Source organism: Croceitalea vernalis (assembly GCF_031846405.1).
In the GTDB taxonomy this organism is placed as follows: domain Bacteria; phylum Bacteroidota; class Bacteroidia; order Flavobacteriales; family Flavobacteriaceae; genus Croceitalea; species Croceitalea vernalis.
The window spans coordinates 125,645-143,114 of the sequence record NZ_JAVRHU010000004.1 but is presented as its reverse complement, the minus strand read 5'-3'; the positions used below and the strand labels follow the sequence as shown (position 1 = coordinate 143,114).

At 32.9% G+C, this 17,470-nt stretch carries 15 protein-coding genes and 1 tRNA gene; 6 read left to right on the top strand and 10 right to left on the bottom strand.

What is annotated here, in order from left to right:
- Positions 1-105: 105 nt before the first annotated feature.
- Positions 106-4,548, bottom strand: coding sequence for a translocation/assembly module TamB domain-containing protein (locus tag RM520_RS13510; RefSeq protein WP_311388347.1), 4,443 nt, complete (start codon positions 4,546-4,548; stop codon positions 106-108).
- 81 nt (positions 4,549-4,629) lie between these two features.
- On the opposite strand from RM520_RS13510, the gene tsaD reads away from it, so the two are divergent.
- The 3 genes from tsaD to RM520_RS13495 are packed head-to-tail and all read left to right on the top strand — an operon-like array spanning position 4,630 to position 6,694.
- Positions 4,630-5,652 carry a tRNA (adenosine(37)-N6)-threonylcarbamoyltransferase complex transferase subunit TsaD gene (gene tsaD / locus RM520_RS13505; RefSeq protein ID WP_311386371.1) on the top strand — a complete coding sequence of 341 codons (1,023 nt, stop codon included), beginning with the start codon at positions 4,630-4,632 and terminating at the stop codon, positions 5,650-5,652.
- Between the two features lie 3 nt (positions 5,653-5,655).
- Positions 5,656-5,988: a TfoX/Sxy family protein gene (locus RM520_RS13500; RefSeq protein ID WP_311386370.1), complete on the top strand. Its 333-nt coding sequence runs from the start codon at positions 5,656-5,658 to the stop codon at positions 5,986-5,988.
- Position 5,989: 1 nt separating this feature from the next.
- Entirely contained in the window at positions 5,990-6,694 is a 705-nt protein-coding gene (locus RM520_RS13495) for a 16S rRNA (uracil(1498)-N(3))-methyltransferase (RefSeq protein WP_311386369.1), read from the top strand.
- On the opposite strand, the gene RM520_RS13490 is transcribed toward RM520_RS13495, so the two are convergent.
- A complete protein-coding gene (locus RM520_RS13490) occupies positions 6,691-7,464 on the bottom strand; it encodes a DUF1223 domain-containing protein (RefSeq protein ID WP_311386368.1) in 774 nt (257 codons plus the stop codon). The genes RM520_RS13495 and RM520_RS13490 overlap by 4 nt on opposite strands.
- Positions 7,465-7,551: 87 nt before the next feature.
- On the opposite strand from RM520_RS13490, the gene RM520_RS13485 reads away from it, so the two are divergent.
- From RM520_RS13485 to RM520_RS13475, 3 genes are read left to right on the top strand one after another with little or no spacing between them, the layout of a single operon-like run.
- A complete protein-coding gene (locus RM520_RS13485) occupies positions 7,552-8,157 on the top strand; it encodes a DUF4159 domain-containing protein (protein ID WP_409220567.1) in 606 nt (201 codons plus the stop codon).
- Positions 8,158-8,160: 3 nt separating this feature from the next.
- On the top strand, positions 8,161-9,261 hold the full coding sequence (locus RM520_RS13480) for an AI-2E family transporter (protein WP_311386366.1): 1,101 nt from the start codon (positions 8,161-8,163) through the stop codon (positions 9,259-9,261).
- Between the two features lie 7 nt (positions 9,262-9,268).
- Positions 9,269-10,447 carry a class I SAM-dependent methyltransferase gene (locus tag RM520_RS13475; protein ID WP_311388346.1) on the top strand — a complete coding sequence of 393 codons (1,179 nt, stop codon included), beginning with the start codon at positions 9,269-9,271 and terminating at the stop codon, positions 10,445-10,447.
- 55 nt (positions 10,448-10,502) lie between these two features.
- Here RM520_RS13475 and RM520_RS13470 read toward each other — a convergent pair whose 3' ends face one another.
- The 8 genes from RM520_RS13470 to RM520_RS13435 all read right to left on the bottom strand — a co-directional run bounded on the left by RM520_RS13470 (position 10,503) and on the right by RM520_RS13435 (position 17,398).
- Complete coding sequence (locus tag RM520_RS13470) at positions 10,503-11,222, bottom strand: M15 family metallopeptidase (protein ID WP_311388345.1); 720 nt, start codon at positions 11,220-11,222, stop codon at positions 10,503-10,505.
- Positions 11,222-11,938 carry a carboxylesterase family protein gene (locus RM520_RS13465; protein WP_311388344.1) on the bottom strand — a complete coding sequence of 239 codons (717 nt, stop codon included), beginning with the start codon at positions 11,936-11,938 and terminating at the stop codon, positions 11,222-11,224. The genes RM520_RS13470 and RM520_RS13465 overlap by 1 nt, the downstream gene beginning before the upstream one ends.
- The gene (locus RM520_RS13460) at positions 11,935-12,456 is read right to left on the bottom strand and encodes a 5' nucleotidase, NT5C type (protein ID WP_311388343.1); all 522 of its coding nucleotides are present in this window, start codon (positions 12,454-12,456) and stop codon (positions 11,935-11,937) included. Before RM520_RS13460 ends, RM520_RS13465 begins: the two co-directional genes overlap by 4 nt.
- A gap of 165 nt (positions 12,457-12,621) precedes the next feature.
- Positions 12,622-12,695, bottom strand: a tRNA-Arg gene (locus tag RM520_RS13455).
- 115 nt (positions 12,696-12,810) lie between these two features.
- Entirely contained in the window at positions 12,811-13,446 is a 636-nt protein-coding gene (locus tag RM520_RS13450) for a hypothetical protein (RefSeq protein ID WP_311388342.1), read from the bottom strand.
- A 28-nt stretch (positions 13,447-13,474) separates the two neighbouring features.
- Positions 13,475-13,879 (bottom strand): hypothetical protein, encoded by a 405-nt coding sequence (locus RM520_RS13445; protein WP_311388341.1) that lies wholly within the window; start codon positions 13,877-13,879, stop codon positions 13,475-13,477.
- 51 nt (positions 13,880-13,930) lie between these two features.
- A complete protein-coding gene (locus tag RM520_RS13440) occupies positions 13,931-15,316 on the bottom strand; it encodes a caspase family protein (protein ID WP_311388340.1) in 1,386 nt (461 codons plus the stop codon).
- 15 nt (positions 15,317-15,331) lie between these two features.
- Positions 15,332-17,398, bottom strand: a complete 2,067-nt coding sequence (locus tag RM520_RS13435) for a tetratricopeptide repeat protein (RefSeq protein WP_311388339.1) — start codon at positions 17,396-17,398, stop codon at positions 15,332-15,334.
- Positions 17,399-17,470: the final 72 nt, after the last annotated feature.

The following is a 17,470-nucleotide window of genomic DNA, read 5'->3' as shown; positions in this document are numbered from 1 at the left end:
AACTAGCAAACTTATTCCAATAAAAAAATGACGTGCTGACTAATTTGACTTATCTCAATACCGCAAACGATTTCGTATCAACTTTTTATTGAATTGTGGGATATTTTATTGCCTTGGATTTACTTTCTTTGGATAAAATCTAATTAAACTGTCTTTACCCATAACGTTAGAATTTAATTGAGGCTTCTCTACAGCTTCTTCTTCACTCTTCTTGGAACTAAAGATTTTCTTCATTAATTCTTTGAAATTATTAAAATCAACCTGATAAGACAAACCGATACCTTGGGTATTACGATTGCCTTGTTGTTCACTTAAATACTGTTGAATTTCTCCTTGCCTATTAAAAAATTTAGCACTTAAGGTTCCATCATCATTTAACAGCACTTGAATTTCAACATCACCCGCAATTACTGTCTCCGTTGCCCCACCAACAGGAACACCAACGCGACCATTAACTAAAACACGATCTGATATTTGAGTGGTTACTGTTACCCCAATACGATCTTCTGTATTTACACCAGCATTAACATCTTCATAGCCCTGCTCATAAGATAAACCAAAATTGAATTTACTATCATCATTTCCACCCAGAACTTGATTTAAAAGACCTGAGGCTGTTTGTATTAAATTACCCGTTACCGCTTGTTGATTTAACCCCTGATCATTAAAGAATGTTCCCTGTGCCAATAAGAAAAAAGCATTATTACTTTCAATCGTTGGATCTAATAATCGATATTCCAATTCTGATTTAATCACAGAATTTGTACCGGGAAACTCAATATTAAAATCAATCGTTGGATTTTCTAATTCCCCCTCTAAACGAACCACAACTTCTGTAGGTATTCTTCTTGTAAAACCTGGATTATCTAATAACGGTGCGGGATTAGCATTTAAAGCATATACTGCTTCCAGTTTTAATTGAGCTTCTAAGGGTTCTCTCTCCCATAATATGGTTCCTCCCGGTCTTACTTCAAAGGTTTTGTCGATAAGACCTGCTCGTCTAAAACGATACTCTCCAGTCACCACAACAAACTCTCCAAACATGTTGAATTTGCCGTTTGTATTAATCTCAAATAACAAAAGTCCTTCGCCAGTTCCCTTTAAAGTACTACCACTTTCTCTATCAACGACAATTTCGACCTCTGCATCAGGTGTAACAGCCAAATCAAAAGCAAGTTCAAGACCTTGATAGTCATCTAATACACGTTCTCCTTTTATTATATTTGTAGCATCTTTTTCTATGAAATTGATAAATGAATAATCACCGACGCTGGTCACATCACTTAAAGGAATTTTTAGTTTTGTTCCCTTGGCGGAGGCGCCATCAAATTCTATCGTAAGGGCATTTGTTGAGCCAAATATACTACCCGTTCCATCAACAAATCCGGTACCATAGTATAACTCATCCTCGTCGTATTCTGTGTCAAGAATTAGGAAACGGTCATCATTTGTATCAAGGTTTAAACCTAAAATCCAATCACTAAAGGCTGTGTGCGAAATGGTCCCATCTAAAGTTGCTTTCGTATTATAATCAACATCATTCAAAATAATATTATCAAAATAAAAAGTTTGATCATATAACCTAACCCTAGATTGCGGCGCAAAATCATAATTAACATCTAAATAAGGTATACCAATTCCTGCTTCATCTAAAGTCAATGTTCCATTAAAATCCGGACTATTAGCATTGCCTGTTATTCTAACATTTCCGTTAAGGAGGCCTCTGATATTTGAAATTATATCTTCACCTAAAGGAGCAAAAGGCTCTAGTTTAAACTCGTTTAAAGAAGCTAACAAATCTAAACTGGTCTCGGTTTTTGAATTATTAATTTTACCACTAACACTGAAACGTTCTTGCCCATCTTCTGTAAGCCATGAATTCACTCCAAATTCTGTAAGGTCATTATTACCAAAAACAACAACCTCCATATCACCCATTCTCATTTCATTAACAGAAAAGTCTGTGATATCAAGGCTAGAAGAAGGTAGATATTTACCCTCTTTTTGAAGTATATTGAGAAACCCATTGACCTGACCATCTAATTTTAAACTATCAATGGCAGGTGTTATTTTATTAAGGGATACGATTTTAAATTGAAGCTCCAGATTCTTATACGTTGAGTCCGCTAATTCTCCTTTTAATCGAATCTGTTCATCTTTGCCATTATCCATGACAATTTCCTTAATTTCGATGCTATCTAAAGTTCTATTAACAATTACCTTGTTTTGTCTATTTCCAGATTTATTGAGAACCCAATTGTTATCCTTAAAATTTACCTCTGAAGTTTTTAAACCTATGACGGATTTGTTCTCTTCATTAAAGGTATGATAGAAATTTAGATTGTAACTATCATTAAACTGGCTACCCCCTTTAAATTCCGTCCTAAAAAACAAAGTGTCTTTTAAGGTCGTATTAATGAGATTAAAGTCTTTTAAATCATAATAAACAGTCTCCATATTACCAACTGACAAAAAGGTGTTGAACAAAGGATTTTTATTGTCAATTTTTAGTTCAATATTTTCTAAGGCATTCTTATAAGCTGCAATTTCAGGTGATTTAAAAGTTAGTTTAAAATCTCCTTCATCTGCGACAATGTTTCCTCTAATAAACGTATCTGGACCAAAGCGAACCTCTGGTAAAAATATACTTACAATCTTGTTGTAAATCTTAAAGTTGAAGTTTATTTCTTGACCATCAGATATTTCAAAAGGTTTATAGTTAGTATATATACTTCCTAACGAATTTTGAAAAAGCTTGCCTAATTCAGCAACCTTAAAATTCCCTTTCATATAACCCGTTATAATGTCAGGAGAAATGATTTGAATGTTTCTAATTGAATCTTGTTCAAAAGTTGATGAAATAGCAAAATCATCAAAATTATAAGTGTCATTTACATTTTGATAAATTGTATTCTCAAATTGAATATCACCAGTAATATTATCTAATGAATTACCCGCAATATCCATCCGCACATTTCCTTTAAAAACGGAGACGGGATCCGTTATAAAGTTTAGTTTATTGAAGTCAGCATAATCAACATTGGCGATAAAATTAAAATCATTACGCGCCTCACTAAAATCTGCAAGACCTTTAAAACTAAATTTAAAATTCTCATCAGTGCTGATTAATGACCCATCAAAAAGTTCTTCTTTTATAATACCAGAGACTTTAAGACCTTGATATATATAACCGTTAAAATCAATATTATATATCTCACCAATCGCTTCTGTATTTAAATACTCTGCAATAAATCCACGGCCTTCAACATTAACATCAAGCGTTGTTTTTCCAAATTTTTCATTTTCAATAAAGTCTCCTAAATCAAAGTCAATCAATGAAATAAAACCGCGGTATGAGGCATCGTCAATATTGTTGATATTCGTCATTTGAAGGTCAGCATAACTACTGCCAATAGCCGTGTTTAAATTAACTTGAACATCTAAGGAACTATCTGTTATTTCAGCGTCACCACGAATTGTAAATTGACCAAATTTTTGAAATGATGTAGGTATTGATTTCCCTAAAATGTTTGGTAGCAACCCTCTCAATTGATAATAACTTGAAGTGACATTATCCATGTTGGCAGTCATTATAAAAGGTTCTTCTTTCTTAAAAAGATTTTTAAAATTAAAGTCCCCACGCACGCCTGTGTTATCAGAAAGCAATGTCAAATCTGTAACAGTTAAATTATTTAAAACTCCAGAAACGTTACTTGAAAAGGTGGCTATTTTATCCGTTCCAAATTCATTGAAATAGGCATTAATTTCGTTGAAGGCCACGGTAGATTCTTCAAAATTTGCCTTTACATTGACTTTATTTAAAAAATCTCCAAAATCTTCTCTATTATAATCAAATTGCAAATTGCCTTTTAAGGTTGATTCTTTTGTTTTAATAGCTAAAGAATCAAAACGCATTTGTTGTTTGGTGTACTTGAAGGTAGTTGCTAATTTTTCAATTTTTAAGTTTCTTTTACTAAGCAGCGACAGATCATTAATCATCATTCCTACTTCCGGGCCAATAATTTGAAAATCAGTAGCATTAACTTTTAAATTTTTAAATTGTAATATTTCTTGATTTTCGAGATTTTCATCTACAAGGGAAAATCGACTTTCAAAAAGATTTATTTCAGAAGAAGACATGAAAAATGGAGGAGTGCCTGGGGCTCTTGGTTTACCATCATCCAATTTGTCAACAAACACATCTAAATTGGTATCTCTTTGACCCTCATAGGTCTTCAACTTAAAGAATAGCCCATCAACGTCAACATCACCAAACTCTAACCTTCCATTAACCATATTACGAAGGCTTAAAACTGAAGTGGAAAGCTTTTGAATATAAAAAAGGGTGTCCTTTTGGTAGTCTTCAACGTAAATATCTTTGATGGTAGCTCCTAAAGTGAAAGGCGAAAATTGAACCCTATCAATATTGATATTGGTTCCAAATTCTTTATTCAGGCTTGTGGTCGCTTTTTTGGCAATTTTGGTTTGAACAATAGGTAAGGAAAAAACAATGGTAGAAATGACTAGAATCAGTAAAAGTACCAGCACAATTCTAATCAGTATTTTTCTAAGTTTTTTGATAGTGATTTACCTTTTATCTTTGCATCGTCAACTTTTGTTCCAAAATAGGTGAAAAGTCAAGAAAACTTTATACTGGCCATAGAATCTTCATGCGATGATACTTCTGCAGCAGTGCTACGAAATGATAAAGTGCTTAGCAATGTTGTAGCTACACAGGCTATACACCAGCAATATGGCGGTGTTGTACCCGAGTTAGCATCAAGAGCGCATCAGCAAAATATTGTACCCGTAGTACATCAAGCATTAGCCAAAGCAAATATCGACAAAAATCAACTATCGGCAATAGCCTTCACTAGAGGTCCAGGACTAATGGGATCTCTGCTAGTTGGAACTTCTTTTGCCAAGTCTTTAGCTTTGGGTCTTGATATTCCTTTAATAGAGGTTCATCATATGCAAGCCCATATTTTAGCACATTTTATAAATGATGAAAAACAATCTCAACCCTCTTTTCCTTTCTTAGCCATGACCCTCAGCGGTGGACACACTCAAATTGTTCAGGTGAACAACTATTTTGACTTGCAAATATTGGGACAAACTTTGGATGATGCTGTTGGAGAAGCTTTCGATAAAAGTGCAAAATTACTTGGCCTTCCCTACCCTGGAGGACCTTTAATTGATAAGTATGCTCAAGAAGGAAATGCACAGGCTTTTATTTTTCCCAAACCTAAAGTTGAGGGTCTCAATTTTAGTTTCAGTGGATTAAAAACAAGTATTCTCTATTTTGTTCAGAAAAGTGTAAAAAAGAATCCAAAGTTTATTGAGGAAAATCTTAAAGATATTTGCGCTTCTATTCAATTTACAATCTTAGAGATCTTAATGCAAAAGTTGAAGCTTGCCGTAAATCAAACTGGAATCAAAGAAATTGCTATTGGGGGTGGAGTAGCCGCAAATTCTGGTATACGTTTTAGATTAAAAGAAGCTGAAAAAACATTAGGATGGCATACTTATATTCCAAAATTTGAATATTGCACCGATAACGCAGCTATGATTGGTATTGTTGGATATTTGAAGTTTTTAGAAGATGATTTTGCTGAACAAAACATAACAGCTAAAGCCCGATACAGTTTATAGATTATGCCTTACGATGAAAACCTAGCCAAAAGAATCAATGTAGCATTGAAAATTTTTCCTGAGAAGTTTACAGAAAAAAGAATGTTTGGTGGCTTAGCCTTTTTATTAGAAGGAAAAATGACCGTTGGAACTATAAATAAAGAATTAATGGTTCGTGTGATTCCAGAAAAAATTAGTCATGAACTTCGCAAGAACTTTGTCCGACCAATGGATTTCACGGGTAAACCTATGAAAGAATTTATCTTTGTTACGGTAGAAGGTTATCACACCGAAGAACAATTGCAATATTGGATTGAACTCGGTGTTGAACATGCCAAGAATAAATTAAAGAAATAATATGCAGCTCTTTTACAATCCATCATTAGATAACAGTTTTAAACAATTCTACTTTACAGCTGAAGAAAGTAAGCATATTGTAAAAGTACTTCGTAAAAAAGCTGGAGACATACTGTACATAACAAATGGCAAAGGTGTCTTGTTTGAAGCAGAAATTATTACCGCTGATATTAAAAAGTGTAAAGCCCAACTTATTTCAGAAGATAAAACTATACCAAAATCCTACTCGCTACATTTGGCTGTGGCACCCACAAAGATGAATGACCGTTTTGAATGGTTTTTAGAAAAAGCTACCGAAATAGGAATTAGTGAAATAACACCAATTTTATGTGAACATTCAGAACGAAAAATAATCAAACCAGAAAGGCTTGAAAAAGTACTACAATCCGCTATGAAACAGTCTTTGCAAACTGTCTTGCCTAAATTGAATCCATTAGTAACATTTGATAAATTTTTAGAACAAACCAAAGGCAATTTAAAACTAATTGCTCATTGTGAAAAAGGAGAGAAAGTAGAATTAAAAAGAAGATTACAAGCCGATAAAGATGTAGTAATCCTTATTGGGCCTGAAGGTGATTTTTCAAAAAAAGAGATAAAACAAGCCATTGAAAGTAATTTCTCTCCTGTTTCTTTAGGCCGTAATCGCCTGAGAACTGAAACAGCAGCTATCTATGCCTGCACCGTGGTGAGTATCTTAAATAATTAAATTTTAGCTTTTACGGCTCCCGTAATATTTAAATTCTCATCTTCTAGAATTAACATTAATGTTACTTCTTCATTAATACTTATATCGCTAGGGATATTAATACTTCCTGCATCCAAAGCAGTTTTGATATCTAAATAGTTTTCTGCAATAACAATATTTGAATTTTTCAAAGTTCTATTTTTATTCTCTCCTCTTTTTACAGATGTAATTCGGTTGTTTAAAACTAAGACTGTTCTTAATTTTTTACCAGTCAACTTACCTTCGATTTCAAAATCAAACTTGATAAACGAATCAGTTCTTTCAATTTTAGATACTAACACTCTGTTCATTGCTGGTTGTTTTCCATAGGTCGCAATCTTTGAATTTAAAGTAAGTCTATCAGAACCCACAAAATGCTCGGAACCATTTATTACCATTTGCGGAGTGTAATTATTTCTTGATTTAAACTTTTGATTATAAGCTCTTTGTTTTAAGGTATAGGCCGATTTACTGTATGGATCATTCCATCCTATATAATTCCAGTAATCAACATGATAAGACAATGCAAAAACTTTATCCGGAAAATCATCCTTTGCCTTTTCTAACAAAACATCTGCCGGTGGACAACTAGAACATCCTTGAGAAGTAAAGAGTTCTAAAACCACAATTGATTCAAATTCATCAATATTATTAGGCTCTTTTGCAATTGTAGCTTCATCTTTATTTTGATAAAAAGCCATTGTTGCTAAGCCCACCAAGACCACAATTGGAATTATGATTTTTTTATACATCTTATTCTGTATTTTTGATTCTCTTATAGTATTCGTTTTTAAATGCAGCAACTTACCAAAATAGTAGTTTTTTTAACTTTTTTTGTGATGAACAGCCTTCAATCACAAGAAATTGCAATTCTAAAATATGGGGGTGGAGGTGATTGGTATTCTAATCCAACAGCCCTAACAAATCTAATTCGTTTTTGCAATGAAAACTTAGATACTACTATTGAAAATAAGCCGCAAACTATCGAAGTTGGTGATGTCAATATTTTTCAATTTCCACTACTTCATATGACTGGGCATGGTAACGTGTTCTTTTCAAATGAAGAAGCCCAAAATCTTAGAACTTACCTTCTAGCGGGTGGTTTCTTGCATATTGATGATAATTACGGGATGGAACCCTACATAAGAAGAGAATTGAATAAGGTATTCCCTGACAAAGCATTGGAGGAACTGGGTAGTGATCATCCAATATTCAATGAAAAATATGATTTTCCGGAAGGATTGCCCAAAATTCATGAGCATGATGGACAACGTCCACAAGCCTTGGGTATTTTTCATGAAGGACGATTAGTATTACTTTTTACTTTTGAAAGCGACCTAGGTGATGGATGGGAAGATCCCTCAGTGCACAATGACCCCGAAGAGATTCGTTTAAAAGCCCTACAAATGGGGGCAAATATTATAGCTTACGTTTTTAAAACCTAACCAATGGAATCAAAAACCATATCTAACGGAATTCTTAGAGCAGTTCTTATAATTACCGCAATTGTTTTAACTGGCTACTTTTTACTTAAAATACAATCTGTCTTAGCTTATCTTGCTATTGCCGCTGTGATTGCTTTACTTGGCAGACCCATTGTCCTGTTTTTAAGAAGAAAATTAAAACTTCCAAATACGCTTGCAGTAATTTTAACTATGCTTTTAATGCTAGGTGTCTTTATAGGTATTTTGGCATTGTTCATTCCGCTAATAAACGAACAAAGTAGAAATCTTTCATTATTAGATATTGACGATTTAAAAAACAACCTAAATACGCTTTACTTAGAAATTGTTGATTATTTCGGAATCACAACATCGAATGTTAATGAAATGATTGAAGATTCTGATTTAGAAAAAAATGTTCTAGAAGGTTTGAATTTAAATTTTATACCCAACTTTTTAAATTCATTTCTAAACGTACTTAGCAATTTTAGTATTGGATTATTCTCCGTTTTATTTATCTCATTCTTCTTTTTAAAAGACAGCAAATTATTTCAAAACGGACTTTTAACTTTTGTTCCAAATACAAAAGAAGGAAGCATGGTGAAATCAATTGATAAAATCAATAATTTATTATCTAGATACTTTGGCGGAATACTTTTACAACTATTTATTTTGTTTGTAATCTATACAATTACCTTGCTTATTGTGGGTGTCGAAAATGCCATTGTTATTGCCTTTCTATGTTCACTATTTAACATCATTCCTTATGTGGGTCCAATCATCGGTGGAGTCATCATGATTACACTTACAATGACAAGCTTCCTTGGGGCTGATTTTAGCACCATTATTTTACCTAAAACTTCTTATGTTTTGATTGGTTTATTGATCGGTCAATTGGTTGATAATTTCTTTTCACAACCCTTCATATTTTCCAATTCTGTAAAGTCTCATCCCTTAGAAATTTTCTTGGTCATCATTATAGCAGGATTACTTTTTGGTGTGGTGGGAATGGTAATTGCGGTACCCGGGTACACCGCTATTAAGGTAATTTTAAAAGAATTTTTAAGCGATAATAGCATTGTAAAGAAGCTAACTAAAAATCTATAGTGTTAATTTGAATAAAGCTATTTTAAAAACTGGTGTTCAGGAGTTTATAAAAAATAATTGGAGTACTGACATCGTGTCAGTTTTATTAAAAAAACAATTATTTCAAGATATTACTCAAAAAGAGCTTGTTGAGCAGCTTGAAGCCAAAAAAAAATGTAAGCACAAACTACCCACCTGGTTCAAAACCCCTATAATATACTACCCAGAAAAGCTACATATTGAACAAACCAGTTCAGAACAAACTGCTGAATACAAAGCGGATTTAATAACTGGAAAATTACTACTCGATATTACCGGTGGCTTCGGTGTAGATGACTACTTTTTTTCAAAAAAAATAGATCAAGTTTACCACTGTGAACTGAACCAAAAACTATCCAAAATAGCTAGTTATAATTTTGAAGTATTAGGTGCTAAAAACATTATTCTTAATAATGAAGATGGATTGGATTTTTTAAATAAAACTGAGCTTAGTTTTGATTGGATTTTTATTGATCCATCACGACGTAATGAGGTAAAAGGAAAAGTGTTTTTATTACAAGATTGTTTACCCGATGTTCCTTCAAATCTTGATAAAATTTTTGAAAAATCGAAAAATATTTTAATAAAAACGGCTCCTCTTTTGGATATCAAACAAGGTATTTCTGATTTAAAATTTGTAAAAGAAATTCATATTGTTGCCATTAAAAATGAAGTCAAAGAATTACTCTGGATTTTAGAAAAAGGTTTTAGTGGGTCCATTCAAATAAAAACCAGAAATCTTAAAACTAATTCAAATGAGGAATTTGATTTTATACTTGAAGATGAAAAAGCAACTCTTTCTGAAATTGACCTACCTCAAAAGTTTCTTTATGAACCAAATTCAGCAATTTTGAAATCTGGTGGTTTTAAATCTATAGGCAAAGCTTTTGAAATTAAAAAGCTACACGAACATTCTCATTTATATACATCTGAAAAGTTTATTGATTTTCCCGGGCGAAGGTTTAAAATAGAGAATGTATTACCCTGTAACAAAAAAGAACTTCAAAAACTAAATTTAACTAAAGCTAATATCACTACACGCAACTTTCCTGAATCAGTAGCAAGTATTCGAAAAAAAATAAAGTTAAAAGAAGGCGGAGACCATTATCTCTTTTTTACTACCAATTCTAACAATAAACGAATAATAATAAAAGGCCAAAAGACATAAAAAATAGGCACAAGGTTAATTAGTATGAATCCTTAATAATTTAGAAAAATCTCCTCTACTCGCATTCCCATTTAAAATTGGCAATTTTAGCATTGCTGCCAGCAGATAGGTTGTAATGCCACCACTCTGTTCTAATTGACCAAAACCCATGCTTTTCCATAGTTTCCTTAAGTAATTTTCTATTATTAAGGATTTCTATTGGCAAGTCCAGGTTATCATGATAGGCACGTTTTCCAAAAAAGTCAAAGTCCGTCCCCATATCGAGCTCATTACCTTCTAAATCGACTAAAGTTATATCTACAGCACCACCTTTGTTATGTATGGAACCTTTTACCGGATTTGCTACATACTGGGGGTTGGGCACTATTTCCCACATTTTATATTGTACAGAATTAGGCCGGTAGCAGTCAAAGAATTTAATTTTTACACCTTGTTCTAAAAACTCTTTGTTCGCCTTTAACAAGGCTTTGGCTGTTCGCATTCTGGTGTAACATTCCGCACAATCGTATACTTTAGCTTTTAAAAAATTATTTTCTGTTGCATAACGCATATCAAAAACAAAATCGTTGCTAAAATCAGCCAAGCGAATAAAAGTACTATCCGCTATCCCTTCAAAAGAACGCAGTTCTTTTTGCTTAACTGGTAATTCAACAACTTCTAAGACTGTATCTAAACCTGTCCCAATTACTTCAACTGGAGTATTTTTAACCCGTTCTGCAGACCTTTTGCAAGCCGTTATACTAATTAACACGAAAAGAAAAAAATAACGTGTCATTAGTCTAATTTTTGATTGTTAATCCATTCATATAACTCATCGGTAGTATAAGCCCTAGCCCAAGAATTATGACCTACACCTTTATAACGAGTATACTTAACATCATAACTCATCTGCTTTAACTTAGCAACCATTTTATCCGACTCTTCAATAGAAATCACTTTATCCATATCTCCATGAAAAACCCAAATTGGGAGTTTTTTATCAATCCAGTGTGCATATGGTACAGGCGCCATACCACATACTACAGCTAATGCAGCCCATTTTTTTGGGTATTGAACAGCCAAATCCCAAGCGGCACTGCCTCCCCTACTTAGTCCGGTTAGGTAAATACGCTTAGGGTCAATTCTGTTTGTTTTGACAATTTCGTCAAGCAGTTGATTTACTGCATGAATATTCCACCATTTCCTTTTATGCGGATTTTGTGGCGCTAAAATTAAGAAAGGAAACTCTTTACCTTCTACTAATAATTTTGGAGGTCCGTTCTTTTTAATTTCTTCTAACTCAGCTCCTGATTCACCGCCCCCGTGCAGAAATAGTAGTAAACCAAATTCTTCATCCTCAGTCTTATCGTAGTCTTTTGGAAAGTAGAGATAGTACTGTAAGTTCTCTTTAGTAACGGTTTCATATTCATTGTCAATAAGACGACTTTGACCCGCGCAACCCGATAAAAAAAGAAATGAAACTGCAATTGATATTAAAATTAATTGTTTCATGACAGCATTTTTTCAATTTCCAGCCAAGAACTCGCCCTTTCGAAACCTTCCGTTTTGGCATTATGCGGTGAAGTAAAAAGAATTCCTCTATTCTCAAATTTTCGTAAATGATAACTTCTATCATCAATTAAAACATCACCATTCAAAATATACTTCTCTCCACAAAGTATACGATTTTGCCATGGAATAAAAGGAAAATATTGATCAAGCCAATCTGACTTTTCCCTTAATGAATTAGGAAACTGCATAGCCGCAGATGCAATAAAAACTTCATGTTTTTGACTTAGTCGTTTTAAAACTTCTTGACTATGTTCAATGACTTTTAAGTTAATATAGAATCCCTCTTTTCGGGCATGTCCTCTAATATTTTCAATATGAGCTTCTGGCACTAATTGCCAAAAATCTTTGCCATCGCAATCTGACTTTGAAAAACTACTGTCAAATTCTTGGTTATATAAATCAATATGCCCTTGATAAGTATCAGCAATTACCTCATCCATATCTATAAAAATGGTCATCTTATATCTTTTTGTGAAGTTCTTTAAAAAGAGGCACAAATGGAAATATGTTGGCAGGAAGTATTTGAAGAAAAATATTAAAGACCAAAAACGAAGGTAGTAGTTGTATCAAATTTTGAGAATAGAAACAGAAAAGCCTTGTAAAAACAAGGCTTTATTATTCTGTGATCGCGAAAGGATTCGAACCTTTGACCGTCTGCTTAGAAGGCAGATGCTCTATCCAGCTGAGCTACGCGACCTATTTTGCGGGTGCAAATATAGTAATGTATAATTTAGTTTTAAAATTATTGGATTTATTATTTCAAAAATTAAGTTGAATCTAAGAAAAACTAAATTAGACCACGTCTTAAAAACTTAATTTGAATAAGCAATTTCTGCCCAAATTGATTGACTGCCTGGAGCTTCACACAACTTATTAACCCTTACGGTTTTTCCTTTATTGATGACATCTATTCTTTTCGAATTATCCGCACCGCAGTCGTTTATACCAATTGCTCCGTTCCTAATTGCCTTATCGTTCTTAAATTGAACATACTCTCCTTCTAAATGAATTTCTGTATTAACTGTATAAAGCTTATTGCCATTCGTTTCTTGATACTGAACATAACCTACATTGCTAAGAAGATTATTCACAGCTTTTATCAAATCAGCCTTATGAATTGAATCATATGGATTCTCTTGAGCATAATTTGAATAAGCTTTCAAGGTGTTTATTTTTTTAGCCTGTTGCCATAAATCAGCATCTGAAGCCCTTATAATAGAATCGAATTTAGCTTGTGTCGTCGATTCACTTAAAGCAAGTTTTTCTTTAGCGTCATTAGACAAACTCAATAATTTTTCTATCTCCTTTTCTTTTACCGAAGATTCATAAGCAAAATATCCTGCAAGGGCCACAAGTGCAAAAACGAATACCCACAAAATATTATTTACCGTTCTAGTTTTTTTCGAAACCTTGTCTAATTCAGCTATTCTTTCTTGGATTTTACTCATTATGGATGGTTGTTTGGTTAGTTGGAATTTATCTTATATAACGCTCGAATTCATGTTCTAGAGATAAAACATCTTTTTTGTTAAATTCAGATAAGCCCTTTTCCCATTCACTCACTTTATCTTCAAAATCATAAATACCTTCCATTTGTTTTTTTAAAGATTTCGTTTGATTTAAAGAAGCAAAAGTGAATGATGTAGGCACACCCATTATTGGTGCAGCGAATTCTAGACGCTCTTTCAAGCCGGATATAGCATCAAAAATAGTAGCATCTAAATAAGAAACAGCAATTAAAGCCACAACTATGAGCACACCAAGGCCTATTTTTATATAAGAATTTCTAATTCTACCTTTAATTTTTATTCTGTGAAGATTAAAACCAGCCTTTAAATCCTCTAGTAAGTCAGAAAGATTTTCATTGTCTGAAGTACTCATTAGTTTAATTATTAGGTTGTTTAGTCGTGTATAAGTTACTGATTTTATTACTTAAGAAAGCAATTTATTATTCAAAAATATTAAAAAGGGGTCGTCTTTATTATCATCATAAAGTGTGGTATAGACAGCGTAAGCATCTTTATAAAGATTCATTCTTGTTCTAATTCCAGCTTTTTCTGATGCCAAATTATAATTTTCTTTAGCCTTTTCTAACAGATTTAAATAAATACAAGCTTCACCCATTGTTCCAAATTTTTCTGGGCTTGGGTAATAATAATTTTTTGCAGCGTTAAAAGCTAAATCAGCATAAAATCTCACCTCTTTTTTACTTAAATCTAATAGTAGGTAAAGAAAGGCTAGATTAATGCTATTTAAATAAATTTGTTGTTCATCTTCCTCTTTAGTAGCAATTTCAAGCGCTTTTTTATGGTGTTCTAAGGAAATTAAACCTGGCTCTTCAAAATTAGTCTCTAAATACTTTTCTTTAAATAGATTACCTAAAATATTAAGCAAATCCGCATCACCTGAAGTTTTCTTGTGATTTTCTAAAATATTGATAGCTTCATCTCTACGACCAAGGAAACTCATTGCGTCGAGAAGTTTGATTAAACCACGTTCGTCTAACTTTTCAATATTTGGTTCTAGTTCAGTAATGGTAGCTGCGTGAGATTCCAAATTTCTAGGAAAATTACTAAGTACAACATTCTCTGACATTTGAAATTTTGCAAATGGCCGTTGATTTATGGGCTCACCCGTGTTTTCATCAATGCATTTACTAGCTCTTTTTGGTACCTCGTCAAAAATATGTTCAACAACATCTGTTATGGTAACGTTGGGCTCTGTAAATGGCTTTTTGTGGTTACCGGAGATTACCTCTAATAAACATTCAGTAAAAAGACTATTTTCTGCATTTGGTAATCGCCAAGATTTTTGATTGTCTTGGCAAGATGAAATAACCCACATACCTCCTTTATCGTTTAACTTTTGTGCTAAACCCTCCATATTTAACAAACCTTCTTGGGTCATGCCCTCAGCATGGCAACAATCTAAAAGAAATACGATTTTGTTAGATTTTATGGCATTAATTTTTTCTGTAAGCTCTTCTGCCATCACCCAATGTGTAGCATAGTTTTCCGCAGTCATACCATAAGGTTGTAAAAAAAACTTATGCTGACTCATGTATTTGCCTCCATGCCCAGAATAGTAAATTAAAACCGATGAATCTTCATTAGTAGTTTCAATCAACTTATCCAGGGAATTTAATATCCCATCACGTGTTGCTTCTTTATCACAGACCAGAATGACATTATCCTTTTCATATCCTGCCAACTCAGGATCAATTAAAGTATCATAAAGTTTAGTTGCATCCTTAATAGTATATGGTAAATCATCACCAACACCTATAAGAAGAGCGTACATTTTAGACTTAGAAGACATTGAGCTTTATTTTAATTAGTCCCAAAAATTCAAAATTTTAATAAAATCTTGAGATTCTTTTACAGACTTTAATAAGACATCATTTTGATAACCATCCGTTGTATACCATTTACCATCAGCTACAGCTCGAAATAAATGATTAATTGCTTTGTCTTGATTGCCAATAAAGGCATAGTATTGCGCATAGGTGTAATCGATATGACCATATTTAAATGAATCTCGATAATTCTCAAGTTGATTTAAGGTGGCCATAGCATTTTTTTTATCATTAATCATTTGATAACAAATTGCCAAGGTACCTAGGTGGCTATAAAGACCATTATCCTGTTTAATATTAGAATACTCTTGAAGGTATTTTGAAGCTGTTTTGTAATCAGCCAAATAGAAGTAAGCATCTCCTAAATCTTTGAACTCATCTTTAGACAAATCATTAATGCCATTCAAAGATTCTACAACATTCTGAAAATGTTTTGTTGCCTTTTCAGGGCTAGATTGTAATAAATAAAGTTTGCCTGCTAAAAGTGAAAAGTTTCGCCAGTCCGACGACGACATGAGCAACTTAGTACTTGCTAATAAGTTATCAACTTTAGTGTCTTCAGTATTTGATTTAATATATGCCATTAAAAGAACACGTTTTAAAAGCTTATTTTCTTTAGTCTTTATAAATGGTTTCAATAATTCAATAGTCGAATTATAATTTCCCAATTCTATTTCTGATATACCCTTAATATAATATCTAAACTCACATTGAGCACAATCTTTGGTATCAACATCACTTATATTAATTCTGGAGTATATTCGAGCAACATCTTCGGGTCTATTTACAAATTGTAACGCAACGGTCATCAAACTTGAATTAGTATCTATATCATCTGGATACGTGTCATATTCATTTTTTAAATATTCATAAGTAGCTCTATTATCGCCCTCTAAAAGTGCTTCATACATGTTTAATAGATTACTTTGCCGCTTATTACTGCTTGGCTTTTTTCTCAATAAAGTCAATAAACTATCTGCTTTTATGTAATTACCCTTATTGTAGAAATGGGCAATTCTATTGACCTTTGGTTCAAAGTAGGAATCATCAGCCTTAATCGCGGCATTTATAAGCTTAAGATACTCTTCGTCATTACCATAAACAGCTTTAGCATTAAGAACATGTTGATAGGCTTCAAAATTTGGTGGTGTTTCTTGTAAATTCTCCAGTGGATTTTCTTCAACTACAAAATACCCTAGAATTCTTTGTTTTAAAGCTTCAATACACTCTAAAGGTGCTTGCGGATTACATTTTATTGGGTTGAAAGAGATAAACGTTTCGTTTAATTTATCATCTGTTATTGAAGACTGAAAGATTAATTCGTTTTTGTTTAGGTAAAAATTACCTGTAATTACTTTTGAAGGTTTCAAGTATTCACTTAAAACTTTTACTTCCGGTAAGGGCAGCATTGAAGCTTTAAGCACATTGGCATAGTCATCAATAATCTTAGGAGAAATTACTTGGGCGACCTTATTTTGGGTAATCCCATGCATTATCCAATCCACGGTCATTTTACTAACCACATCAAATTTTTCATCCCCAGTGTTATTGTCAAACTTTACAATAGCAATTTTATCGCTCATAGGTTCGCTTGAAAGCAATGGTGGAACGACAGTTTTTGTACTTAAAAAATTGGTGCGAATAATAAAAATAACAGCCACTAAGGACAAAAGGCCCAAGAAACCTGTAGAAACAAAATACATTTTTCTAAATCGTAAATAATCAGAGGGAATCTCGTTTTGACTAGTTAAAGGAGGATCTATTTCTAGTCCATTTTTAGAAGATGCTTTAGCGTTATTATCAGAAATATTAGTATTTGAAGTATTCTCTAGTTTAATACCATACTGCCACAAAAAGAAAATATATAGTGGGAAACCAATAATTAAAATCAACAATAAAACCGTTAATGAAGACTTTGGCAGGTTCAAAGGATCTGCAAGTAATGAAACCACTTGAAGCAATACCCAACTAGATACTACATAAATTGAAAGTCGTTTGAAAACATCCTTTTCGCGACACTCAATTAAAAACTCACTAAACTTCATTTGGTTTGGTTGAATAGGCCCTCCATTTAGCCAATGATTAATCAGCTAAATTTGGATAGCGTTCTTATTTTC